This window comes from Kitasatospora sp. UYEF31 (assembly GCF_057291755.1).
The window spans coordinates 84,622-107,454 of sequence record NZ_JBXAWK010000002.1; the positions used below are offsets into that span (position 1 = coordinate 84,622).

The 22,833-nt window shown below is 69.9% G+C and carries 22 protein-coding genes and 1 pseudogene; 12 read left to right on the top strand and 11 right to left on the bottom strand.

The features are described 5' to 3' along the window. Positions 1 to 170: 170 nt before the first annotated feature. Both AC0Z36_RS01420 and AC0Z36_RS01425 read left to right on the top strand, forming a co-directional pair. Positions 171 to 1,511 (top strand): MFS transporter, encoded by a 1,341-nt coding sequence (locus AC0Z36_RS01420; protein WP_485460751.1) that lies wholly within the window; start codon positions 171 to 173, stop codon positions 1,509 to 1,511. Positions 1,512 to 1,969: 458 nt separating this feature from the next. After that, positions 1,970 to 2,599, top strand: a complete 630-nt coding sequence (locus tag AC0Z36_RS01425; RefSeq protein WP_485460752.1) for an SDR family NAD(P)-dependent oxidoreductase — start codon at positions 1,970 to 1,972, stop codon at positions 2,597 to 2,599. A gap of 195 nt (positions 2,600 to 2,794) precedes the next feature. Here AC0Z36_RS01425 and AC0Z36_RS01430 read toward each other — a convergent pair whose 3' ends face one another. Next, positions 2,795 to 3,412 carry a PadR family transcriptional regulator gene (locus tag AC0Z36_RS01430; protein ID WP_485460753.1) on the bottom strand — a complete coding sequence of 206 codons (618 nt, stop codon included), beginning with the start codon at positions 3,410 to 3,412 and terminating at the stop codon, positions 2,795 to 2,797. A gap of 231 nt (positions 3,413 to 3,643) precedes the next feature. On the opposite strand from AC0Z36_RS01430, the gene AC0Z36_RS01435 reads away from it, so the two are divergent. The 3 genes from AC0Z36_RS01435 (at position 3,644) to AC0Z36_RS01445 (ending at position 6,556) form a co-directional block, all read left to right on the top strand. Continuing rightward, entirely contained in the window at positions 3,644 to 4,486 is an 843-nt protein-coding gene (locus AC0Z36_RS01435; protein ID WP_485460754.1) for a thioesterase family protein, read from the top strand. A gap of 109 nt (positions 4,487 to 4,595) precedes the next feature. Then, positions 4,596 to 5,576, top strand: coding sequence for a transporter substrate-binding domain-containing protein (locus AC0Z36_RS01440; protein WP_485460755.1), 981 nt, complete (start codon positions 4,596 to 4,598; stop codon positions 5,574 to 5,576). A gap of 74 nt (positions 5,577 to 5,650) precedes the next feature. Beyond that, on the top strand, positions 5,651 to 6,556 hold the full coding sequence (locus tag AC0Z36_RS01445) for an LLM class F420-dependent oxidoreductase (RefSeq protein ID WP_485460756.1): 906 nt from the start codon (positions 5,651 to 5,653) through the stop codon (positions 6,554 to 6,556). Here AC0Z36_RS01445 and AC0Z36_RS01450 read toward each other — a convergent pair. After that, positions 6,537 to 7,943, bottom strand: a complete 1,407-nt coding sequence (locus AC0Z36_RS01450) for a hypothetical protein (protein ID WP_485460757.1) — start codon at positions 7,941 to 7,943, stop codon at positions 6,537 to 6,539. The genes AC0Z36_RS01445 and AC0Z36_RS01450 overlap by 20 nt on opposite strands. Positions 7,944 to 8,117: 174 nt before the next feature. Here AC0Z36_RS01450 and AC0Z36_RS01455 point away from each other — a divergent pair, with 174 nt between their 5' ends. Then, positions 8,118 to 9,293, top strand: coding sequence for a molybdopterin-dependent oxidoreductase (locus AC0Z36_RS01455; protein WP_485460758.1), 1,176 nt, complete (start codon positions 8,118 to 8,120; stop codon positions 9,291 to 9,293). After that, complete coding sequence (locus AC0Z36_RS01460) at positions 9,290 to 9,709, top strand: hypothetical protein (protein WP_485460759.1); 420 nt, start codon at positions 9,290 to 9,292, stop codon at positions 9,707 to 9,709. Before AC0Z36_RS01455 ends, AC0Z36_RS01460 begins: the two co-directional genes overlap by 4 nt. A gap of 48 nt (positions 9,710 to 9,757) precedes the next feature. On the opposite strand, the gene AC0Z36_RS01465 is transcribed toward AC0Z36_RS01460, so the two are convergent. The 3 genes from AC0Z36_RS01465 to AC0Z36_RS01475 are packed head-to-tail and all read right to left on the bottom strand — an operon-like array spanning position 9,758 to position 11,690. Next, the gene (locus AC0Z36_RS01465) at positions 9,758 to 10,393 is read right to left on the bottom strand and encodes a methyltransferase domain-containing protein (protein ID WP_485460760.1); all 636 of its coding nucleotides are present in this window, start codon (positions 10,391 to 10,393) and stop codon (positions 9,758 to 9,760) included. Then, on the bottom strand, positions 10,390 to 11,022 hold the full coding sequence (locus AC0Z36_RS01470; RefSeq protein WP_485460761.1) for a TIGR04282 family arsenosugar biosynthesis glycosyltransferase: 633 nt from the start codon (positions 11,020 to 11,022) through the stop codon (positions 10,390 to 10,392). Before AC0Z36_RS01470 ends, AC0Z36_RS01465 begins: the two co-directional genes overlap by 4 nt. After that, complete coding sequence (locus AC0Z36_RS01475; RefSeq protein WP_485460762.1) at positions 11,019 to 11,690, bottom strand: glycosyltransferase family 2 protein; 672 nt, start codon at positions 11,688 to 11,690, stop codon at positions 11,019 to 11,021. Before AC0Z36_RS01475 ends, AC0Z36_RS01470 begins: the two co-directional genes overlap by 4 nt. Before the next feature lie 144 nt (positions 11,691 to 11,834). Here AC0Z36_RS01475 and AC0Z36_RS01480 point away from each other — a divergent pair, with 144 nt between their 5' ends. Both AC0Z36_RS01480 and AC0Z36_RS01485 read left to right on the top strand, forming a co-directional pair. After that, complete coding sequence (locus AC0Z36_RS01480) at positions 11,835 to 12,632, top strand: response regulator transcription factor (protein WP_485460763.1); 798 nt, start codon at positions 11,835 to 11,837, stop codon at positions 12,630 to 12,632. Then, a complete protein-coding gene (locus AC0Z36_RS01485) occupies positions 12,629 to 13,753 on the top strand; it encodes a sensor histidine kinase (RefSeq protein WP_485460847.1) in 1,125 nt (374 codons plus the stop codon). The genes AC0Z36_RS01480 and AC0Z36_RS01485 overlap by 4 nt, the downstream gene beginning before the upstream one ends. A 48-nt stretch (positions 13,754 to 13,801) precedes the next feature. Here the strand turns inward: AC0Z36_RS01485 and AC0Z36_RS01490 are convergent, their stop codons facing one another. Beyond that, positions 13,802 to 14,800, bottom strand: a complete 999-nt coding sequence (locus AC0Z36_RS01490; RefSeq protein ID WP_485460764.1) for an NAD-dependent epimerase/dehydratase family protein — start codon at positions 14,798 to 14,800, stop codon at positions 13,802 to 13,804. 250 nt (positions 14,801 to 15,050) lie between these two features. After that, positions 15,051 to 16,265 (bottom strand): pyridoxal phosphate-dependent aminotransferase, encoded by a 1,215-nt coding sequence (locus AC0Z36_RS01495; protein ID WP_485460848.1) that lies wholly within the window; start codon positions 16,263 to 16,265, stop codon positions 15,051 to 15,053. Between the two features lie 387 nt (positions 16,266 to 16,652). Between AC0Z36_RS01495 and AC0Z36_RS01500 the strand changes: the two are divergent. Then, a pseudogene (locus tag AC0Z36_RS01500) lies at positions 16,653 to 17,090 on the top strand (LysR substrate-binding domain-containing protein); the annotation flags it as partial. On the opposite strand, the gene AC0Z36_RS01505 reads toward AC0Z36_RS01500, so the two are convergent. From AC0Z36_RS01505 to AC0Z36_RS01515, 3 genes are read right to left on the bottom strand one after another with little or no spacing between them, the layout of a single operon-like run. Beyond that, positions 17,074 to 17,736: an MFS transporter gene (locus AC0Z36_RS01505; protein WP_485460765.1), complete on the bottom strand. Its 663-nt coding sequence runs from the start codon at positions 17,734 to 17,736 to the stop codon at positions 17,074 to 17,076. The pseudogene AC0Z36_RS01500 and the gene AC0Z36_RS01505 sit on opposite strands and share 17 nt — an antisense overlap. After that, positions 17,619 to 18,119 carry an MFS transporter gene (locus tag AC0Z36_RS01510; RefSeq protein ID WP_485460766.1) on the bottom strand — a complete coding sequence of 167 codons (501 nt, stop codon included), beginning with the start codon at positions 18,117 to 18,119 and terminating at the stop codon, positions 17,619 to 17,621. The genes AC0Z36_RS01505 and AC0Z36_RS01510 overlap by 118 nt, the downstream gene beginning before the upstream one ends. Positions 18,120 to 18,157: 38 nt before the next feature. Next, on the bottom strand, positions 18,158 to 18,964 hold the full coding sequence (locus AC0Z36_RS01515) for a PhzF family phenazine biosynthesis protein (protein ID WP_485460767.1): 807 nt from the start codon (positions 18,962 to 18,964) through the stop codon (positions 18,158 to 18,160). Between the two features lie 77 nt (positions 18,965 to 19,041). Here AC0Z36_RS01515 and AC0Z36_RS01520 point away from each other — a divergent pair, with 77 nt between their 5' ends. Both AC0Z36_RS01520 and AC0Z36_RS01525 read left to right on the top strand, forming a co-directional pair. Continuing rightward, positions 19,042 to 19,188, top strand: a complete 147-nt coding sequence (locus AC0Z36_RS01520) for a hypothetical protein (RefSeq protein ID WP_485460768.1) — start codon at positions 19,042 to 19,044, stop codon at positions 19,186 to 19,188. 1,102 nt (positions 19,189 to 20,290) lie between these two features. Then, positions 20,291 to 21,214 carry a tyrosine-type recombinase/integrase gene (locus AC0Z36_RS01525; RefSeq protein ID WP_485460769.1) on the top strand — a complete coding sequence of 308 codons (924 nt, stop codon included), beginning with the start codon at positions 20,291 to 20,293 and terminating at the stop codon, positions 21,212 to 21,214. Positions 21,215 to 21,262: 48 nt separating this feature from the next. Here AC0Z36_RS01525 and AC0Z36_RS01530 read toward each other — a convergent pair whose 3' ends face one another. After that, positions 21,263 to 22,741 (bottom strand): glutamate-cysteine ligase family protein, encoded by a 1,479-nt coding sequence (locus tag AC0Z36_RS01530; protein WP_485460770.1) that lies wholly within the window; start codon positions 22,739 to 22,741, stop codon positions 21,263 to 21,265. Positions 22,742 to 22,833 lie beyond the last annotated feature (92 nt).

Sequence of the window (22,833 nt, forward strand, 5' to 3'; positions counted from 1 at the left end):
CCCCTATTTACCCACTTGTCAAAGCTTTACCTGGCATCCTACCTTTTCGGTTGGATGATTCACTGACACGTGTCACTAAATCTCCGCACAGGACTTGCTGACTCCGCCGGACACGGGCGGGCGAAGGTCCGCCCCACATTTTCCCCAGGTCCCGAACCAAGGTGATCCCCATGAGCCTCGACACGAAGGCGCAGCACACCGCGACCGCGACCCCGGCGGGGGGCGCGACCGGCAGTCTCAAGCTCGGCCCGCTCTACTTCTCACTCCCCGCGGCCAACGTCGCCCTGTACATGCTGTGGATCGGCATCGGCTCATTCGTCCTGCCCCTTCAGGTAATCAAGATCACCGGCGGTGCGGACCCGGACGCGCTGAAGACCGCGAGCACCATCGGCGCGGTCCTCGCCACGATCGGCAACCCGCTGTTCGGCCAGCTCTCGGACCGTACGCGCTCCCGCTTCGGCCGCCGCGCCCCGTGGATCCTGCTCTGCGGGTTCACCGGCGCCGGGCTCCTGCTCCTCCAGGCGCAGGCGAGCAGCATCGCGATGCTGGGCATCAGCTGGGGTGCCGTCCAGTTCATGATGAACGGCTACCAGGCGGCACTGACGGCCGTCATGCCCGACCGTGTCCCGGCCAAGAAGCTCGGCACCTTCTCCGCGCTGGTCGGCTTCGGCATCCCGCTGGGCACGATCCTGGCCTCGTTCCTGCTGGTCGGCATCAACCTGAAGTACTTCGGCATCCACCAGACGATCGGTGGCTTCGACGGCCGGTTCGTCAACATGGTCACCATGGAGTTCTCCGGGGCCTACTACCTGGTCGCCGCGATGATCGTGGCCGCGGCGCTGGCCTTCGTCCTCCTCAGCCCGGACAAGTCGAACCAGCACGTCCCGCGTGAGCCGTTCGACCTCGGCGCGTTCTTCAAGGGCTTCGTGATCGATCCGAGGGAGCACTCGGACTTCCTGCTGGCCCTGGTCTCCCGCCTCGGCGTGATGCTCGGCTACTTCCTGATCTTCGGCTACACCTCGTACATCCTGATCAGCCACATCGGCGTGCCGATGGACAAGGTCGGCCCGGTGATGGGCGCCCAGATGGCGCTGAACGCCGTGGTCACCCTCCTTGCGGCCGGCTTCATCGGCCCGATCGTCGACCGCGTCGGCCGGGTCAAGCCCTTCGTCCTCGCCTCAGGCATCCTGATCGCCGCCTCGCTGGCGATCCCGATGGCCTTCCCGACGGAGAACGGCATGGCGCTCTTCCAGGTGGCCAACGGTTTCGCCCTGGGCACCTACATGGCCGTGGACATGGCGCTGATCACCAAGGTCCTGCCGGACAAGGACGACGTCGGCAAGGACATGGGCCTGATCAACATCGCCAACGCGGGTCCGCAGATCCTGGCCCCGACCATCGCGGCGTTCATCATCACCGACCTCGGCGGGTACGACATGCTCTTCCCGGTCGCGGCGGCCATCTCGCTCTGCGGCGCGCTGCTCGCGCTGAAGATCAAGAGCGTGCGGTAGCACCCCGGCAAAACAGGAAGGGCCCGGTCCCCGACCGGGCCCTTCCTGCTGTCCGGGAAGAACTCACCGGGCCAAAACCGGATGCCCCGCCACCGCTCCCCCGGCTAATCTCACAGTCCGTCAGCCCCTGTCCGAGGAGCGTGTCGTGAACCTGTGCGAACCCGGGCCCCGGCCCGATCCCGCCGACACCTAGGGTCGGTCTTCATCCGAACGGGAGCCCGAAGTGACCGGTACAGCAACCCCCTCGCTCGACGACTGCCTCGCCGTCCTGGCCGCCCACGCGGAACTCCCCTACGGCGACCCGACGCGGGTGTGCATCGAGCGCGCACTGTCGGGGTTCTCCCGCACCGGTCGGCACCGGGCCCGCGCCGAACGCCGGCAGGCGAAGGCGGCCGACCGCGACGAATCTGCTCGTCCGTACGGCGACCGGCGCGGCCGACCGCGTCGAGGACCTCCCGTTGGACGATGCCGGACTCCCGTCGCGCATCGGGAAGGTCCCACCCCAGCGCTGCTACGTCAGCAAGGACTTCTACACCGGCCTTGACTGCTTCTACCATCTGCTGTGCCCCACCTGCGCGGTGGAGAACCGGGAGCGTCGACGGGCCCGTACGGATCTGACCGGGCGCCGGGCGCTGGTGACCGGCGGCCGGGCGAAGATCGGCTTCGAGCTGGTGCTGAAACTGCTGCGCGACGGCGCGGAGGTGACGGTGGCCTCGCGTTTCCCGCACGACACACTGACCCGGTTCGCGGCGGCGCCCGACTATGCGGACTGGGCCGGCCGCCTGCGCATCGCCGCACTCGACCTGCGTGATCCGGGCCGGCTGATCGCCTGGTGCGACGGGCTGCTGGCCGAGGGGCGTCCGCTGGACATCCTGGTCAACAACGCGGCACAGACGATCCGGCGGCCCCCTGAGGCATACGCGGCACTGATAGCCGGCGAGCGCGCGGCCCTCGGCCCCGGCGCTTTCCGGTTCGAGCTGGAGTCGTCGCCGACGGGCGAGTCGACCGTACGTTCGCTTCTGCCGGTGGACGCCGCTGGACATCGTGGACGGAGCGGCGCGGGTGTACGACCCGATCGTCCGGGGTGAGCGCGGAGACCTGTTGTCGGGGTGCTTCTTGAAGGACTACCGCGTCGCGCCGTGGTGACCACAGCTGAGATCTCCTGATCGACGGGGGGTGGGTGTCGATATATGACACCCACCACCCGTCGATCATTATCTGTTCGTACGGTGAACCCGCCGAAGGCGGATCGGGGGGTGCTTACGCGCCCCCGGCCCCTGCTTTCACTCACTCTCGGCGAGGATCGCGTACAGCTTCTTCTTCGTGTCCGCGAGGACCTTCATGGCCTGCTCGCGCTGCTCTTCGGTGCCGGTCATCATGACCTGGCGCAGCGCCTCGGCGGTCTGGCCGACGGCGCGGCCGACGTCCTGCCACGACTCCATGTCCACGCCTTCGTTGGCGAAGTCCCACGGGGTCGTGCCCTCGGCCTGCCGCCCGGCCTCGGCGCGGCCGGTGTCAGTGAGGACGAAGAGCTTCTTGCCGCCGTCGGACTTGCCGGTGACGATGCCTTCGTCCTCCAGGAGCTGGAGCGTCGGGTAGACCGAACCGGGGCTGGGCTTCCAGACCTGGTTGGTGCGCTCACCGATCTCCTGGATCATCTCGTAGCCGTGCATCGGCCGCTCGCTGAGCAGCGCGATGATCGAAGCGCGGACGTCGCCGCGCTTGGCCCTGCCCCGCCCGTGACCACCGCGGCCCCGGTGGCCGCCGAAGCCGAAGCCGGGTCCGAAGCCCGGACCGCCGAAGCCGCCCGGCCCTCCGGGGCCGCCCCAGCCGCCGAACGCGGCGCGCTTCTGGTCGTACTCGCCTTGCGGGGCTTCGTGGCCCCAGTGACGGTGTCGCATGGTGTTCTCCCTGATTGCTCTGAGTGATGTCACTGTGAACGGCGCCGCTCGAAACAGTGCCGTTCTGAATGATGTCGCTGTGAATGATCTCAATGATCAGTCGTCGACTGTTGTCGATGGCTCAACGATATATCGGGACTCGTTCGTTCGCAACGCTCTTTTCCGGTCACCTTCCACCGCGGCACCCACCCGGACCGGATCTTCAAGCGCTGACCTGCGAGGATTCGCGCCATGACGCACGAGGCCCTGCGGCAGCCTGAGGCCGCCTTCGAGCTGGACCGGGACACCGAAGTCGTCCGCCGTACGGACGACCCGAACGTCTTCGACGCCGCGCTCTCGGCGGACTGGGGCATCGGGATGGGCCTGAACGGGGGCTACCTGCTGACCCTCGCCGCGCGGGCGCTGGCTGAAACGCTCCCCCACCCGGACCCGTTCACCATCACCGCGCACTACCTGACCGCGTCCCAGCCGGGCCCGGCCGTAGTGGAGACCGAACTGCTGCGCGCCGGGCGCACGGTCAGCTCCGGCACCGCGCGGATCGTCCAGACCGGATCGGACGGCCTGCCGGTGAACCGCGTGCACGTCACCGCGGCCTACGGGGACCTCGGCTCGCTCCCCGACGACGTACGCACGACCGCGCGCCCTCCGGACATGCCGCCGCCGGACGACTGCCCCCGGCAGGGCCTCGGACCCAAACGCCGGAGCTCCTTCATGGACCGCCTGGACGAGCGGATCGACCCGGCCACCGCCGGCTGGCTGTCCGGGAACCCCTCCGGCAGGGGCGAGATGCGCGCCTGGTGGCGGCTGGCCGACGGCCGCGCGCCGGACCCCCTCGCGCTGCTGCTCGCGGTGGACGCGCTGCCGCCGACCGCCTTCGACATCGGCCTGCGCGGCTGGGTGCCGACCGTCGAACTCACCGTGCACGTACGGGCGAAGCCGGTACCGGGCTGGCTGCGGGTCGCCATCACCACGCGCAACCTGGCCGGCGGGTTCCTGGAGGAGGACTGCGAGGTGTGGGACGAATCCGACCGGCTGGTCGCGCAGTCCCGGCAGCTGGCGAAGGTCCGCCTGTAGGTCCCGTTTCATGAGGGTGATCCCTCGTACGCGATCGTCGCCCGCCTGCGATCCTGCTCTCGTCCGCACACCGCGGTGCGGGCGCGCAGGTTCAGCCGGGGAGTACGGAATGACACGTTGGTCCCGAGCCGCAGCCTGGGCCGCACCGGTCCTGTTGGCCACCGCCTGCGGCACCGCCACAGCGGACCAGCCCGCCGCACAGCCGCCGCCGTCGCCCTACCGGTTCGAGGTCGGCGTGACGGATCAGCCGATCAAACCCGCCCGCACCGACTGCGATCCGACGCGGAACCTGCGGCCTTCGGCCCTCCCCGCCCCGGGCACCGCACCGACCGGGAACAAGACGCTGGACCGGATCCGCGCCCAGGGTTACCTGTCGGTCGGCGTCGACCAGAACACCAAGTTCTTCGCCACGCTCGACACCTCGACCGGGGCGATCACCGGTTTCGACATCGACATGGCCAGGGAGGTCGCCCAGGCGGTCTTCGGCGACCCGGACCGCATCCGGCTGAAGGTGATCTCCCCCACTCAGCGGATCGACGTGGTCGACGCCGAACACCTCCCCGGCGAACCGCAGGTCGACATCGTGGTGGACACGGTGAGCATCGACTGCGAACGCCTGGCGAAGGTGGACTTCAGCGCCCCCTACCTGGCGGACAGCCAGCGCATCCTGATGCCCAGGGGGGCGGCCGTACAGAACCTCTCCGACCTGCGTGGAAAGCGGGTGTGCGCGGTCAACAACACCACCACGATCCGGGAGATATCCGCGTCCGGGGCGATCCCGTACGGCGTGGCCGACCGGACGGACTGCCTGGTGGCGCTGCAGCGCGGTCTGGTGGACGCGGCGTCCACCAACTCGGCGCTGCTGTACGGCCTGGCGGCCCAGGACCCCACCCTCGTGGTCGTCGGCCGGCCGCAGAACGAACAGCTGTCGGCCATCGCCGCACCCAAGGGCGACCCCGATTTCGTACGGTTCCTCAACGGCGTCGTCGAACGCACGAAGAAGGACGGGACGTGGACGCGGCTGCACGACCGGTGGCTGACACCCGTACTGGGGAAGGGCGTGCCGCCGGCGGTGCGGTATGACGGGTGACCCCGAAGGGCCGCGCCCGGTGGAGTAGCCCACATTTCTGACTGATCGTCAGAACGCGGTGCTAGGTTGCCGCCATGTTCATCTCGCTGGGTCTGCCCACCCATCTTGTCGACGCCGGTCCCGACCTGATCAGCGCCGGAGCGGTCATGGAGATGTCCCGCGCGGCCGAGAACGCCGGGTTCGACGCGGTGTTCACCACCGACCACCCCTTCCCCGGTGACGCGTGGCTCGCGCACGGCGGCCACCACACGCTCGACCCGATGGTCACCCTGTCGTTCGCCGCCGCGGCGACCACCTCCCTGCGGCTGCACACGAACCTGTTCGTGCCCGCCTACCGGAACCCGTTCATCTCGGCGAAGATGCTCTCCACGCTGGACGCGATGTCCGGCGGACGGGTCATCCTCGGCGTGGGGGCCGGCTACCTGGAGCCCGAATTCGCGGCGCTCGGCGGCGACTTCGAGCACCGCAACGATGTACTGGACGACGCTCTGAAAGCCATGCGCGCCGCGTGGACCGGGGAAAGCGTCAGCGAATTCGGCGCCGTGGGCAACACCATGCTGCCGAAGCCCGTCCAGCCGCGCATCCCGGTCTGGATCGGCGGCAACAGCAAGCGCGCGATCCGCCGGGTGGTGGACCTGGGCGACGGCTGGCTGCCGATGCCCGCGCCCGCCTCGGCCGCCAAGCACCTGAAGACCCCAGGGCTTGAGACGCTTGAGGATCTGAAGAAACGCCTTGAGTACCTGCGCGAATACGCCGGGTCCGTCGGCCGCACGGACCCGGTGGACATCACCTTCATGCCGCGCGGTCTCAGCATGTTCACCGGTGACGACATCAATGCCGACGCGGTGGTCGAGGACCTCCGCGAACAGGCCGCGGCGGGGGTCACCGGCGTGACCGTCAGCCTCCCGGTGCGCAGCCGCGCGGAGTTCTGCGAGCAGGCCGCCCTGTGGGGCGAGCGGATCATCCCGCAGCTGAAGTAACCGGTTCTTTTTGTCCGTTCGTCAGGCCGTGGTGGAGTTGCGGACCGGGTTCACCGCGCCCGTGGTTTCTCCGGCGCAGCACCACACCCGCCAGTACCGCGATCAGCGCCGCCCCGTAGCCGCCCTGGTGGATCCACAGGACCTGGCCGGGTGTCAGGTCCGCGGTCCAGGTGAAGCACAGGGCGTACCCGGCGACGGGGACGGACAGCCATTCCCAGCGGCCGTCCAGGACCACCAGGCCGACGAGGAGCAGGGCGTACCAGGGGTACATCGGGGCCAGGACCAGGAGCATCGCCCCGGTCATCGTCAGTGCGCCGGTCCACGGGCGGTCCGGGTCCGAGGAACGGACGACGAAGAACGCCACGACAAGCAGGACCAGCACTGCCGCGTACGGGGTGACGGAGTCGGGCAGCACGAGCGTGAGCAGCCCGAACCGCGCGCCGTCCTCGTACTTCTCCTCCTTCAGGTAGCCGGGGAGGAAGCCGATGACAGCGCCCCCGGTGGCCCACACGTGCGGCAGGTAGACCGCCACCACGGTGGCCACGGCCACGCCGGCCTGCAGGAAGGGCCGACGGCGCAGCGTGCCGGCGAAGGCTGCGGCGGGGAACATCTTCACCGCGACCGCGCAGGCGAGCAGGACCGCGCCGACGGTGGTGCGCCGGACTGCGGTCGCGGCCAGCCCGGCGATCATCAGCAGGACGCCGAGGACGTCGACGTGTGCGTTGTTCCCGCACTCCAGCGCGACGAGCGGGCACCACGCCCACAGTGCGACCAGGCGCGGATCGCGGCGGCGCAGGAGCCACAGGAGCAGGACGGTCACGGCGACGGCGAGCAGGGCCGCCCCGAGTTGCACGGGTTCACGGTGGCCGGACGGGGTGACGGCGTGCAGGCCGAGGTAGTAGGCCTCGGCCACCGGCGGGTAGATGGTGTGCACGGCGGGCCGGTTGATGAGGGTGCACCCGTCGGCGACCGGGTGCTTGAACCAGCCCGTGCAATCTCCCGCGGGGAACAGCCACGGGTCGCGGAACGCGGCCAGCGCGGGGTCCTGCGGTGTGTACTGGTACGGGGAGATCCCCGCGGCCTGCACCCGCCCGTCGAAGGCGTAGCGGTAGGAGTCGTCGCTGGTCTGCGGTGGCCCGGAGACGGCGACCGCCTGGAGCAGCACTCCTCCGGCGAGGATGAGCCACACCGCGCGGCGGACCGGGATTCCGCGTACGAGCCACGCGGCGACGGCGAACACCGCCCACATCGCGCCGTAGACCGCGTAGGTGCCGGGGTCGCCGGGGCGGGTGTGTGGCCCGTGGACGGCCAGGCCGACGCCGTAGGCCAGCGCTCCCACGGCGAGGAGCGCAGCCGCCGTCCGTACGTTCGCCTTCGTTCTGATCACGGCCCCAGCGTGGCACCGCGCCCGCCGGAATCCGCTGGAATCCGCCCTCCTGTCAGACATCTGTAAGACCTGGGCGCCGATGGTCCGGTCCGGCGGGCCGCCGGTAGTCCCGTCAGATTTCCGTAAGCACGCCAATGCGGTATTTCCGGCGTTCATAGCGGTGTCATGGAAAGCATGCAGAGCAATTTCAAGCTCCCCGACCTGAAACTCCCCGAACCACCGCGGGCACTGCGGCGCGGGCCCTTCCGCGAGAACGCGTTCAGGACGAAACTGCACGATCCGCGTACTGCGGTGGTCGTCGGCCGGCTCCTCGGGCTGGCGTTCACCGTCTGCTTCCTGACCGGGGTGCTGAGCCATGTGATGCAGCATCAGCCACACTGGCTGGCCCTGCCGTCGCGGCCGGTGTGGGGCTACCGGGTGACGCAGGGTCTGCACGTCGCCGCCGGGATCGCGTCCGTCCCGTTGCTGTTGGTGAAGCTCTGGGTGGTCTATCCGCGGTTGTTCACCTGGCCGCCGGCGAAGTCCGTACGCCACGGGCTGGAACGGCTCTCGGTCGCCGTCCTGGTCGCCGCCGGGCTCTTCGAGCTGGCCACCGGCCTGATCAATACCGTCCAGTGGTATCCGTGGCCGTTCTTCTTCGTGCCCGCGCACTGGTGGATCGCGTGGGTCCTGGCCGGTTCGGTGACCCTGCACATCGCGGTCCAGCTGCCGAAGATCACCGAGCACTGGCGGCGCAAACGTGCCGGGGACCCCGACGCGGTGTCACGCCGTGGGCTGCTCACCGCCCTGGGCGTTTCGGTGGGTGTGGTCACCCTCGCCACTGTGGGACAGACCGTCACCCCCCTGCGGAAGATCTCCCTCCTGGCCCCGCGCCGCGCCGACAGGGGGCCACAGGGACTGCCGGTGAACCGCACAGCCCTGGCCGCGAACGTGCTGGCGGCCACCCAGGCCCCCGACTGGCGGCTCGACGTGGTGGGCCCCAGGCCCTTCACGCTCACCCGTGCCGAACTCCTGGCGATGCCGCAGCACGCGGCCACCCTGCCGATCTCCTGTGTGGAGGGCTGGAGTGCCGGCGCCGACTGGTCGGGCGTGCGTATCGCCGACCTGGTGGCGCGGGCCGGAGGCGACAGGAAGTCCCGGGTGCGCGTCGTCTCGCACGAAAAGTACAGCCCGTACTCCGTGACCGAGCTGCCGCCCGAGTTCGCCCGTGACTCCCTCACCCTGCTGGCGCTGACGCTCAACGGCGAAGTCCTGGCCCCGGACCACGGCTACCCGGCGCGGATCATCGCGCCGAACCGCCCCGGGGTGCTCCAGACCAAGTGGGTAACCCGACTGGAGGTCCTGTCGTGAAGAATCTTGTCCGGGGTGTGCTGGGCGCCGTCGGCCTGGCCGGGATCGGCTTCGGGGTCGACGGGCTGTGGGACGACCCCGGCGTGCCGGACCGCATCGGCCTGGGAAAGTGGCTGGCGGGCGGGCTTGTGCTGCACGACGGGCTGTTCGCGCTGCTGGTCTTCGGGGTCGGGGTGGCGCTGACGCGGCTGATCCCGGCGGAGTGGTTGCGGCACACCGTGCTCGGCGGCCTCGCGGCCGGGACCGCGGCGACCCTGGTGGCGCTGCCCGCACTGGTGCGCACCGGCCCTGTCGCGAACCCGTCGGTGCTGCCGCTGGACTACGGGCGGAACCTGACACTGATCTGGTTCCTGGTGGTGGTGGTCACGGCCGGAGTGTGTGTCCTGCGGGGGCTGCGCAGAAGACAGCCCCGGTAACGGACACGGGGTTTCCAGAGTGGCTACCCTCTGGAAACCCCGGGCGCGTCACCAGCGGTTCAGCTCGACAAAACTCCGGGCTCCGTGCGTCCATGAACCGCGCACTTCGAAGCCGCACTCCGGAGCCAGTCCGCGCAGCGCCCGCGCGCCCACCCTGGTCCAGCGGAACGGCACCCCCCGCCGGCCCTCGCCGTCCTCGACCACGGCGGCGAAACGCTCGTGGACGTCCTCCTGATCCGTCTCGGCGATCAACAGTCCGCCTGGGGTGAGGAGTTCACGCACCCGGGTGAGCAGTGCCCGCGCGTCGCCGCCGATGCCGAGGTTGCCGTCGGCGAGGAGCGCCGTGCGCCAGCGGCCCTCGCCCGGCAGCGGTTCGAACACCGAGCGGCACATGGCCGTGCCGCCGGACGCGCACGTCAGTTCCACGGCCGTCGGCGCGAGGTCGATGCCCAGGACCGGCACGCCCCTGCGGGCCAGTGCCGCGACCAGCCGGCCGGGGCCGCAGCCGATGTCGAGGGTCTCCCCCGTACACCGGTCGAGGACGGCGGCGTCCGTGGAGTCCGCGGCGGCGCGCCAGCGTTCGACTTCAAGGCGGATACGCCGTCCGTCGCTGCGGCGCAGGTAGAGGGGACCACCGTCGCGCAGCGCCACTTCGTAGGGGTCGGTGGCCAGGGCGAGCGTCATACGCCCGCTCCGAGCAGCCCGGCGGCCAGTGCGGCGCAGCGGGTGTGCGGGGCCTGCCGGGACACGAGGGCGAGCTCGGCCACCGTGTCCACGTCGACGAGTTCGGGCAGGTCCCGCACGGTCAGTCCGGCGCGCAGCAGCCGCCTGTAGAGCACCGCTCCGGTCCGTGCGGTGGACATCGGCACTCCGGTGAGCAGCCGCGGGTCGGGGTTCCGCAGCCCGAGGGCCCAGAACCCCCCGTCGGCCGCGGGGCCGAACCAGGCGTCCACGCCCGTCCAGTCGACGGTCAGCAGTTCCGCGGTGACCTGCGGGGTGTCCATCCCGATGAGCAGTGCCGGGCCGGGCCCGGCCTGCGCGAAGGAGTCGGCCAGCCGGAGGTCGAGGCCGCCGGCGCACTGCGGAAGGACGTCGAATCCGGCGGGCAGCCAGTCGCTGGGGGCGCCGTCCAGCATCAGGAGCCTGCGCCGGACCGGAGTGGCCGCGACGGCTTGGAGTGTGTCGGCCAGCGCCGCTCCGGCGACCAGGGCCGCCTGGTGCGGGGTCAGCGGTGGGCACAACCGGGTCTTGACCCGGCCCGGCACGGGCGACTTGGCGATGACGATGAGGGTGTCCGTCGTGGTCGCCCTCATCGCACACCCGCAAGGACCGCGCTCATGTCGCGGACCGCGCCGACGGTGCCGCGCACCGTGCCCGTGACCTTCGACCGGCCGGTGCGCGGCAGGTAGGGCACCGGCACTTCACCGATCTCCCACCCCGCCGCAGCGGCCTTCACCACCATCTCCAGGGGGTAGCCCGAGCGCCGGTCGGTGATCCTGAGGGCGAGCAGTGCTTCGCGCCGCCCGGCCCGCATCGGTCCCAGGTCCTGCAACCGCACGCCGGTGAGGGAGCGCAGCCGCCACGCGAGGACCCGGTTCGCCAGCCGCGCGTGCGCCGGCCAGGCACCCCGCACGGTCGGCGTCCGGCGGCCCAGCATCAGGTCGGCGCCGCCCCCGAGGACGGGCCAGGCCACCGACGGCAGGTCCCGCGGGTCCAGGCTCGCGTCGCCGTCGATGAAGCACACGACCGGCGCGGTGGCCGCGAGGAGACCGGCGTGGCAGGCGGAGCCGAAACCCCGGCGGGGCTCCGACACCACCAGCGCGCCGAGCTCCCCCGCCACCTCTGCTGTGCCGTCCGTCGACCCGTTGTCGACGACGATCGCCCGGAAGCCGTCCGGCATCCGGCCCAGCACCCACGGCAGCGCCCCGGCCTCGTCGAGGCAGGGCAGCACTACATCCACGGCACGATGCGAATCTTCCATACGGATCACGCTAGAAGCCCGGAGGCCGGATTCCGGGTATTAGGCCGCTTACGGAATTCGAACGTCGAACCCGTTCCTTACGGAAGTCGTACGGCTGCCGACGCAGGCGCGTACTCTCCTGCTTTTCGGACATAAACTCGGCCCGTGCCCCATGTCCTCGTCGTTGATGACGACCCCACCGTGGCCGAAGTCGTCGTGGCCTACCTGCGCCGGGCCGGCCTCACCACCAGCCACGCCCCCGACGGTCCCACCGCGCTCGCCATGGCCCGGGAGACCGTCCCCGACCTGGTCGTCCTCGATCTGATGCTGCCCGGCATGGACGGCCTCGAAGTGTGCCGCCGACTGCGCGCCACCGGCCCGGTGCCCGTGGTCATGCTCACCGCGCTCGGCGAGGAGGACGACCGCATCCTGGGGCTCGAGGTCGGCGCCGACGACTACGTGACCAAGCCGTTCAGCCCCCGCGAGCTGACCCTGCGGGTGCAGTCGGTGCTGCGCCGGGCGGCGCCCCCGAAGCCCGCGGCACCCGCGGCGGGGCCTGTCCCGGCGGCCCGCCCGGTGCACGGGGCGGGATTCACCGTGGACACCGTGGCGCACCAGGTCACCCGCGACGGCTTGGCCGTCCCGCTGACCGCCCGCGAGTTCGACCTGCTCGGCTTCTTCCTGAAGCATCCGGGCCGGGCGTTCTCCCGTGAGGAACTGATGCGTGAGGTGTGGGGCTGGGAGTTCGGCGACCAGTCGACCGTCACCGTGCACGTCCGGCGGCTGCGGGAGAAGGTCGAGGAGGACCCCGCTGTGCCGAAGCTGCTGGTGACGGTGTGGGGCGTCGGCTACCGCTTCGACGCGCCGCCGTCGGACCCGCCACACCATGACCCGCCACACCACGATGCACCTCGGTCCCGTCCGCCACGGCCCGGCGCAGCCGAGGAGGCCCCGTGCCCCTGAAGGACTTCCTGCTCATCTGCCTGATCGCCGGCGGCTGCGGGCTGGCCGCGCTGCTCGTGGGTTTCGGGCTGCTGCGTCTCCTGCGGCCCCAGCGGCTCGCCGTGTTCCTGTCGCTGGTGTCCGCGGTGACCGTGCTGGTGATGGCCGCGGGGACCATCGGGGTCGCGAAGGCGATGTTCCTCTCCCCGCACGACCTGACCGTGATGATGGTCGTGTGCGCCGTCTCCGCCGTGGGCGCGGTGGGCGGAGCCGCTGTGCTGGCCCGCCCGGTGGTCGCGCAGGTCCGCGCGCTGCAACGCGCGGCGCACCGCATCGGCGGCGATCTGCCACTGCTGGCCCCGGTGAACTCCAATGTTGCAGAACTCTCCTTGTTGGCAACGGAGTTGACCACAACACACCGCCAGTTGACCGAGGCCAAGGAGCGCGAGCGGGCGCTGGAGAAGTCGCGCCGTGAGCTGATCGCGTGGATCTCCCACGATCTGCGTACGCCCCTGGCGGGGATGCGGGCGATGGCCGAGTCCCTGGAGGACGGTGTCACGGACGACCCTGACCGCTACCACCGGCAGATCGTGGTGGAGGTGGACCGGCTCAACGGCATGGTCAACGATCTGTTCGAACTCTCCCGCATACAGGCCGGCGCGTTGGCGCTGTCCCTGCGGCAGGTGCCGGTGCGGGACCTCGTCGACGACGTCCTGGCCGGCACCGAGGCACTGGCGCGGTCGCACAGTGTGCGGTTGGCCGGGCACGGGTGTTCCGCGTCGCCGGTCCGGGTGGACAGTCAGCAGATGAACCGGGCGCTGACGAACCTGCTGGTCAACGCGATCCGGCATACGCCTGCGGACGGCAGCGTGATGCTGGACGTGACCGACGGTGTAGGTGAGGTGATCGTGGCGGTCACCGACAGCTGCGGCGGAATCCCGGACGCGGACCTGCCTCGCGTGTTCGAAACCGGCTGGCGGGGCGTCCAGGCCCGCACACCCGGGCCCGACACGGGCGCGGGCCTCGGTCTGGCGATCGTGCAGGGCATCGTGGAGGCGCACGACGGCCGGGTGTCCGTGGGGAACATCCGCGGCGGGTGCAGGTTCGAGGTGCGGTTGCCGCACTGTCTGGCAATTGTGTGACCTTGGTGGATCCGGACCCGTACGGCGGCCCCGGATCCCGCACGCCGTCTACTCCTTCGCGAACTCCGCCATCCCGTCCGCGAACGCGACCCCGGCCCGCCAGTCCAGTTCCTCGCCGATCCGCCGGGCCGCCGCGGTGACGTGGCGGACATCGCCGAGCCGGTACTGACCGGTCACCTGCGGCGCGGGCCCGCCGTACGCCGCCGCCAGGGCCCCGGCCATGTCCCCCACGGTGTGCGGGACTCCGGTCGCCACGTTGTAGGCCCGCAGTCCGCCGCCGGTCCGGCCCAGCGCCGCCACGTTGGCCGCGGCGACATCGCGCACGTGGATGAAGTCCCGGCGCTGCCCGCCGTCCTCGAAGACCTTCGGGGCCCGCCCGGCCGCCAGTTCGGAGCGGAAGACCGCGGCCACCCCGGCGTACGGAGTGTCGCGGGGCATCCCCGGGCCGTACACGTTGTGATAGCGCAGCGCGGTGGCCACGCCCCCGGTGCTGCGGGCCCAGCACGCAGCCAGGTGCTCCTGGGCGAGTTTGGTCGCCGCGTACACATTGCGTGGATCGGCCGGGGCGTCCTCGGTGACGGATCCGGGGCGCAGTGACTGCCCGCACTGCGGGCACGGGGGTTCGAAGTCGCCCTGTTCGAGGGCCTCGACGGGGCGCGGCCCGGGTGCGACGTCGCCGTGTTCGACGCAGGTGTAGCGCCCCTCTCCGTACACGACCATCGACGAGGCCAGGACGAGCCGGCCGATCTCCGAACGCGCCATGGCGGCGAGCAGCACCGCGGTGCCGAGGTCGTTGTCGGCGACGTAGTCGGGAGTGTCCGCGAAGTCGACGCCGAGGCCGACCTTGGCTGCGAGGTGGACGACCGCCTCGACGCCGTCCAGGGCCCGGTCGACCGCGGACCTGTCCTGGATGTCCCCCCGTACGAAATCGGTGTTGTGAGAACGCGGCGCATTGTCCAGGACCCGCACTTCGTGCCCGGTCTTCAGGAGTGCTTCGACGGTGTGCGACCCGATGAAACCGGCGCCGCCGGTGACAAGAACGTTCATACAGACGACCGTAGGGCCGGACCGGGGCGTTGAAGCCCTGATCCGGCCCTACGTCAGAACTCTGTAAGGGATTACCAGCGGCACTCTGTAAGGGACTACCAGCGGCGAAAACGCTCTCGTAGAGCAGCGGTTCCACCCCCCGCGAACGCGGGACCGACCGGACCGGGTTCAACGGGAAGACGCCGGCTCACGGACCACGCCCGCAACTGCGAGGCCAATCCCACTGTGCAACGCATGAGCAGCGGATGGGCTACTGCCGATAAGAGGACAGGAACGTGCCGATCCTCCCGATCGCCTCCGTCAGGTCGTCCTTATACGGCAGGGTGACGATCCTGAAGTGGTCCTTCGCGTGCCAGTTGAACCCCGTCCCGTGCACGATCAGGATGCGCTGCCCGCGTAGCAGGTCGAGCGCGAACTTCTCGTCGTCGACGATCGGGCAGACCTTCGGATCGATCTTCGGGAACATGTACAGCGCGCCCTTGGGCTTGACGACGCTGACGCCGTCGATCGCCGTGAGCGCCTCGTACGCCGCGTCGCGCTGCGCCAGCAGCCTGCCGCCGGGGAGGATCAGGTCGTTGATCGACTGGTGGCCGCCGAGCGCGGTCTGGATCGCGTGCTGCGCGGGCACGTTCGCGCACAGTCGCATGTTGGCCAGGATGTTCAGACCTTCGATGTACGACTTCGCATGGCCCTTCGGGCCGGCCAGCATCAGCCATCCTGAGCGGAACCCGGCGACCCGGTAGGCCTTGCTCAGCCCGTTGAAGGTGAGGGTCAGCAGGTCGGGGGCCAGCGACGCGAGGGGGACGTGCACCGCGTCGTCGTACAGGATCTTGTCGTAGATCTCGTCGGCGAACAGCAGCAGCGAGTGCCTGCGGGCCAGTTCGACGATTCCTTCGAGGACCTCACGCGAATAGACCGACCCCGTCGGATTGTTCGGGTTGATCACGACGATCGCCCGGGTCCGGTCGGTGATCTTCGCTTCCATGTCGGCGAGGTCGGGGAACCAGTCGGCCCCCTCGTCGCACAGGTAGTGCACGGGCGTGCCGCCCGACAGGCTGACCGCCGCCGTCCACAGGGGGTAGTCCGGCATCGGCACGAGCACCTGGTCGCCGTCGTCGAGCAGCGCCTGGAGCGACATCACGATGAGCTCGGAGACGCCGTTGCCGATGTAGACGTCCTCGACGTCCACGCCGGTGATGCCCTGCTCCTGGTAGTGCTGCACGACGGCCTTGCGGGCCGGGAAGATGCCCTTGGAGTCGCTGTAGCCCTGTGCGTAGGGGAGGTTGCGGATGACGTCGTGCAGGATCTCGTCGGGTGCCTCGAAACCGAACGGCGCGGGGTTGCCGATGTTCAGCTTGAGGATCCGGTGGCCTTCGTTCTCCAGGCGCTTGGCCTCGTCGAGCACCGGGCCGCGGATGTCGTAACACACGTTGGCGAGCTTGTCGGACTGCGTGAGCGGTCGCAGACCCGCGGCCGCCGCGCCCGGCGCCGCCGCGGCGGCTGCGGCAGTGGGGGCTGCCACGGTCGCGGACTGCTCGGGGGACGGGCTCTGACGCGGGTCTTTGACACTCACGGTTATCGCTCCTGCGATCGCACGGGAACGGCCGGGTCCGGTTCCCGGCCGCACTGCTGGTCCACCGCGCCGCGGCGGGACCAGTGGCAGTCTTCCATGCCACCCCGCGCCGCCGCCCGGGATATCTGTCACACGCCCCCGGCCGGCCCGGCGGTTCCCCCGGTCCCGCTACATTGCGCGGCATGCCTGCCAAGCTGGACCTCAATCCGCTGACCGCCCTGCACGTGCTCCTGGCGGAGGAGAGCGTGGGCGGCGCGGGGGGTCTTCGAGCCCGAGGCCCGGACCGAGCACCTCTTCGACGACCACCCGGCCGGACTCGTCCGGACCGGTCACCCGCTACTGGCCCTGCCCGCCGTGACACCTGAGGCGTTCGCCGCCGCCGACCACGTCCTGGTGTCCCGCCGGGGCCGTACGTCCGGACCGGTGGACGCGGCCCTGGCCGCCCTGGGCCTTACCCGCCGGGTGACGGTGACGGTCGCTTCGTACACCAGTCAGTTCTTCCTGCTCGCGGACAGCGACCAGGTGGGGATGGGATCCGTGCGACTGCCGGGACCGCTGTTGCCGCAGCGGGGTCTGACGCTCTTTGAGATCCCGTTGGAGCTCCCGCCGTTCGAGATGGTGCAGGCGTGGCATCCGCGCTACGCGGCGGACGGCGCCCACACGTGGCTGCGCACGGCGGTGGAGGAGACCGTCCTGGAGGTCACCGCGAAGATATGAGGAGCACCCGCTCCTTCTCCTTCGACCAGAGCAGAACCAGTCCGGTGGCGATCAGAACGACAACGGCGACCGTACGGAATCCTGTCGCCATCGCGTCGGTGACGGCCCGTACGACCGTCTCGTGCGCAGCCGGATCCCCGGCGGTGCGGGCCAGAACGCCGCCGATCGAGCCGCCCTTGGGCGTGCCCGCCGGAAGGTGGGACTCGAAGGAGCTGATCAGGATCGTGCCGAAGACAGCCACCCCGAGCGCGCTGCCGATCTCGCGGGCTGCACGGTTCAGTCCGGAGCCGAGGCCTGCGCGCTCCGGCGGCAGTGAAGCCATCACCCACGTGGAGAGTGGCGGGGTGACCAGACCGATCCCGGCCGAGAGCACGGTCAGAAAAACAACGTAGACCGCGTACGGGGTACCCGCGTCCACCAGCGACATGAGCAGAAACCCCCCCCGACAACAGCGCTCAGGCCGGCCGCGCTGATCCGCCGCGCGCCGAACCGGGCCACCGTTCTGACGCTGTTGTCGCGAGGCCACCGTCATGCCGACCCCGAGCGGCAGGATCGCGAGTCCGGCCTGGAGTGCGCTGTAGCCCTTGGCGTACTGCAGGAACTGGGCGTTGACGAAGAAGAGCGAGAACAGTCCGAAGAAGACCACCCCGATGCCGAGCGTGCCGCCGCGCAGCCGCGGCAGCCGGAGGACACGGGGGTCCAGGACGGGGTTGCGGGCATGATCAACGCGGCACCCGCGCCGGTGACCGCCCGCCCGGCCAGGAGCACTTCGACGTTCGGGGCCAGTGCCGATGTCAGACAACCGGCGGCGAACAGGGCCAGCCCGGCGATCAGGGCGTTCTTCCGGCCCCAGCGGTCACCGACCGCCCCCGCGGGGATGAGCAGGCAGACGAAGACGATGACGTACGCGTCGACGATCCAGGGGACTCGACTCAAAAAATGGCGCACCGCCTCCGTCGAGGCGGTGCACCGGGTCGTCGTCCGGACTGGTCCTAACGTAAAGCGCCGGGAACTTGATCTCCAGCGCATGTTTCGCACTGGTCACCTGCACCGGACGCAAGTGCAGATCAGACGTGCAGCCCACCGTCGAGGACGGTGACCGCGGCCCCGGTCAACAGCACGCGGTCGCCGGTCAGTTCGACGTCCATGAACCCGCCCCGGGCGGACAGTTGGGCGGCGGACATGCGGGTGAGGCCCGTGCGCGGAGCCCAGTACGGGGCCAGCACGCAGTGCGCGGCGCCGGTCACCGGGTCCTCGTCGATCCCGATGGACGGCCCGAACATCCGGGACACGAAGTCCACCCGCCGCCCGTCGATCTCCCCGCCGGCCTGCGCCGTGATCAGGACCTCATCGCACGGCAGTGCGGCAATGGCCGCGAAGTCCGGCCCGAGGGTCCGTACGGCGGTCACACTGGCCAGTTCGACCACGAGGAAGTGACCGGCCCGGGCGACTGCGACCGGTTCCGCGCCCAGCGCTGCGGCCAGGCCCGCCGGAGCCGGTGCGGGTCGGGACGGCGCGGCCGGGAAGTCCAGGCGGATGCGTCCGTCGGTCTCTTCGGCCGTCAGGACGCCGCTGCGGGTGGCGAACCGTACAAGGCCTTCGGCCTGCTTGGTCGTGAAAAGCACGTGCGCGGCGGCCAGTGTGCCGTGTCCGCACAGGTCGACCTCGACGGTCGGGGTGAACCAGCGCAGGGACCAGTCCGCCCCGGGACCGGAACACGGGGTGAGGAACGCGGTCTCGGAGTGCCGCATCTCGGCGGCGACCCGCTGCATCCAGGCCGTGTCCTCGGCACGGGCTGCGTCGGGCAGGCAGACGCCGGCGGGGTTTCCGGCGAACGGGCGGTCGGTGAAGGAGTCGACAACGTAAATGCGCATCCACGCAAGCTATCCAACATGCCCGTGCGAACTGCGCCCCGGAAGCGTGCCCGCGCCCTTCGTACTCCAGGCAGACCTTGACGGACGGCCAGGCGAAGTCGCACCGCGCGATGAACCCGGACGCGCCCCAGACCTCATACTGCAGAACGGGCATGGGCAAGCTGGACCAGATCAGCAGCCAGCGGACCCGGCTCTCCACCGGGTCGGCCGACTTCGTCGCCTGAAGCCGTGTAGCGCCCATGCCCGACCCGTCTGTACGCGGGGCCGCTCAGCTGATTGTGCGTCACCCCGTGGCCGGCTGCTTCGCGCACGCTGAACACTCTGCCGCGCAGCGCTTCGGGTACGGGGTCGACTGGTCGCGCCATGGCGCCTGAGCGTGCCGGATCGGTGTGCCCCCGTCCAACTGTGGCCACTTGTACGGATGAGGCGGCCGCGGATTCGGAATTCGCCCTCCAACGGCTCAACTGCGGACTCCTTCAAGACAGCCGTGGTGATTGACAGTGATGACCGATACAGTCCGCGTCACGATCAAGTACGCACTTTCCGCGACACGTTGACTACGGGGGCTCCTCGCCGGACCGGGCCAGGATTTCGATGCGATGTGGGCGCAACGGCGGCAGGCGAGGACCGTCACAACTGAGCTCCTGTCGGCGCCCGCGCCCGTCGGGGCTCACCGCCTGGACCGGGCCCTCCGCCGATGCGACGCGAACTCCGTTCGCCCAGTACGAGAAGCAGTCGGCCCCCGGCGCAGCTGAGGCCACAGCGATATCCCGGGCGGTACAGGATGCCACCACGGAGTTCCGAACGGGACTGGAATCACTACGGGAGATCCTGCGCCAGATCAGCGCCCGGCCCGGTTTCACCGTCCGCGGGGACGGAGGCGTGGACTGGATGATCCCCCAGGGACCGTCGAAGCGATCGTCGCGTCCGGCAACAGCATGGCCGCCGCCGAAGCGCAGTGGGACTACAGCACCCGCGCCCAGGAGTTCGGCAATGAAGTCCAGGGGGCACTCGCGTCGCTCAGCGCTGCTGACGGGCGGGCCCGATGGGACATACAGGCGGACGCCACCGCGCCCACTGAAAAGACAAGAAAACAGTCAAGGTCCACGAGACCGACTGGATCTTGTCGCCAGCTGAAGACCCGTACACCTGGAACTCAGCTGTCCTGGTTGTCGCGGAACCGCACAAATATGCAAAAGATGAGGTCAACCTACGCCTCAAAGCCCCGCCGAACCCGCAGTGACCGATTCCTCGCGCCCCCATCGCAGAACACCCACCCCCACCACCGGCAATCCACCTGACAGCCCGCCCGTTACGGTGATCCCCATGCCGTACGAACTGACAGGCCTTCAGACCATCGCCGACGGCGGCCTCCCGGCGATCGCCCAGTCCACCGACCCCGCCGAGCAGTTGGCGATCGGGTTCCTCCTCTCCCACGCGGGCAACACCCGCAGCGCCTACGCCCGCGACCTCGCACACTTCGGGGCCTGGTGCCACCAGTCTGGGATCGACATCCTGTCCGCCCGGCGTGTACATATCGACGCGTACGTCGAGTCCCTGAAGCGTGAGGGCGCCGCCCCCGCAACAGTCGTACGGCGGCTCTCGGCAGTGTCCGGTTTCTATCTCTACGCGGTCGACGAGCAGGTCGTGGACCGCAATCCGGCGGCGCGTGTCCGCCGCCCGAAGGTCGGGGAGAACATCCAGTCCACGGGTCTGTCCCGGACTGAGGCGGCTGATCTCCTGAAGGCAGCCGAAGCGCATTCCGTACGGGGTTCAGCCATCGTGAACCTGCTGCTGTTCTGCGGACTGCGCGTGTCGGAGCTGTGCGGGGCGGAGGTCTCCGACCTGGCCGTCGAGCGCGGACACCGGGTGCTCACCGTGACCCGCAAGGGCGGCAAGCGGCAGCGGATGGTCGTTCCCCCACGCGCCGGAACCGCCCTGGACGCCTACTTGGACGGCCGGGAGGACGGGCCGCTGATCGCCACGTCGACGGGCCGCGCGATCGACCGGCAGGGCGTGTGGCGGCTGCTGCGCACGCTCGCCAAGACCGCCGTCCCCCATCTGGCGGACACTCTGCACCCGCACGACCTGCGGCACGCCTGCGCGACGCTGGCCCTGGACGCGGGCGCCTCGCTGCGCGACGTCCAGGACCTGCTCGGGCACGCGGACAGCCGGACCACCCGCCGCTACGACCGGGCCAGGCACAACCTCGACCGGTCGCCGACCTACGCGCTGGCCGACCTGATCTGACCGCTGATCAATCGGCCGCTAATCAATCGGCCGCTAATCAATCGGCCGCTAATCAATCGGCCACATGTGCACGGGAGTCCCCCCGCGCGACAACTCCGCGTACTTCAACGTCATCACCCGCAGCGCCTCGATCCGGTTGAGCCCTTTGCGGTCGCGCAGATCGTGGAACACCGCCGCCTGCCACGACGCTCCGTTCGTCTTCCGCAGGCATCGTTGTTCGATGATCGCGAGGTACTCGTCCCGTTCACGCGGGTCGATCCCCCAGCCGTCCAGTCCGCGGTGTGCCATCGGCAGGAGTTCGTCCAGAACGAGTTGCGTGACCGGGACGGCGCCCCGCCCCGGCCAGTTCAGCACCGCGTCGATGCCGTCCCGGGAACCCGTGTGGAAGTTGTCCGCCGCCACGTCGAAGGGCTGGCGGTCCCAGACCGGCACCTCCTCCTCGACCAGTGTCCGGACGAGGCCGTAGTAGAAGGCCGCGTTGGCGATGATGTCGGCGACCGTCGGGCCGGCCGGCAGCACCCGGTTCTCCACCCGCAGGTGCGGTTTGCCGCGCGCGACGTCGTACACCGGGCGGTTCCACCGGTAGATCGTGCCGTTGTGCAAACGCAGTTCCTTCAGGTGCGGCACGTCCCCGCGGTCCAGCGCCTCGACCGGGTCCTCGTCGTCGCAGATCGGCAGCAGGGACGGGAAGTAGCGGACGTTCTCCTGGAACAGGTCGAGGACCGAGTCGATCCAGCGTTCACCGAACCACGTGATCGGCCGTACACCTTGGGCGATCAGCTCTTCGGGGCGGGTGTCGCAGGCCTGCTCGAAGAGGATCGGCCGGGTCTCCCGCCACAGTTCGCGGCCGAACAGGAACGGCGAGTTGGCCCCGAGTGCGGTCTGGACCCCGGACACCGCCTGTGCCGCGTTCCACACGGGCGCGAAGTTCTCCGGGGTCACCTGGAGATGGAACTGTACGGATGTGCAAGCAGCTTCGGGCGCGATCGAGGCGGCCGTGGTGTCCAGCCGCTCGACGCCCTGGATCCGTAGTCTGATGTCCTCTCCGCGGGCGTTGAGGATCTGCTCGTTGAGCAGTGTGTAGCGCGGATTGTTCGACAGGTTCTCCAGCACCATGTGGCCGTCGGTGAGCGTCGGCAGGATCCCGATCATGATGATCTGCGCGCCCGACTCGCCGGCTTTGCGGTCCGCGTACTCCAGCGATGTGTGCAGTTCTTCGGCGAGTTCGGAGAACACCGGGCCCGCGAGGCGGTGCGGGGGGATGTTCACCTCGATGTTGAACTGCCCCAGCTCCGTCTGGAAGTCATCGCTGGCGATGCGTTCCAGGACTTCCTGATTGCTCATGGCGGGCAGGCCCGCCGCGTCGGCGAGGTTCAGCTCGATCTCCACGCCCATCAGCTTGCGCGGTGCCTCGAAGCGCTCCTCGTCCAGGAGGCGTTCGAGGGTCTGCAGGCAGCGCCGCAGCTTGTGGCGGTAGCGCTCCCGGTCCGAACGGTTGAACTCGACCTGTTCGACCTTCTCCCCCATCGGCGTCCTCCAAGCGAAAGTACGTCCCCGGGAGCGGTTCCGGGCGTTGCGATCGTTCCCCGCCGACAGCGGGACGGAACCGATGGGATGAG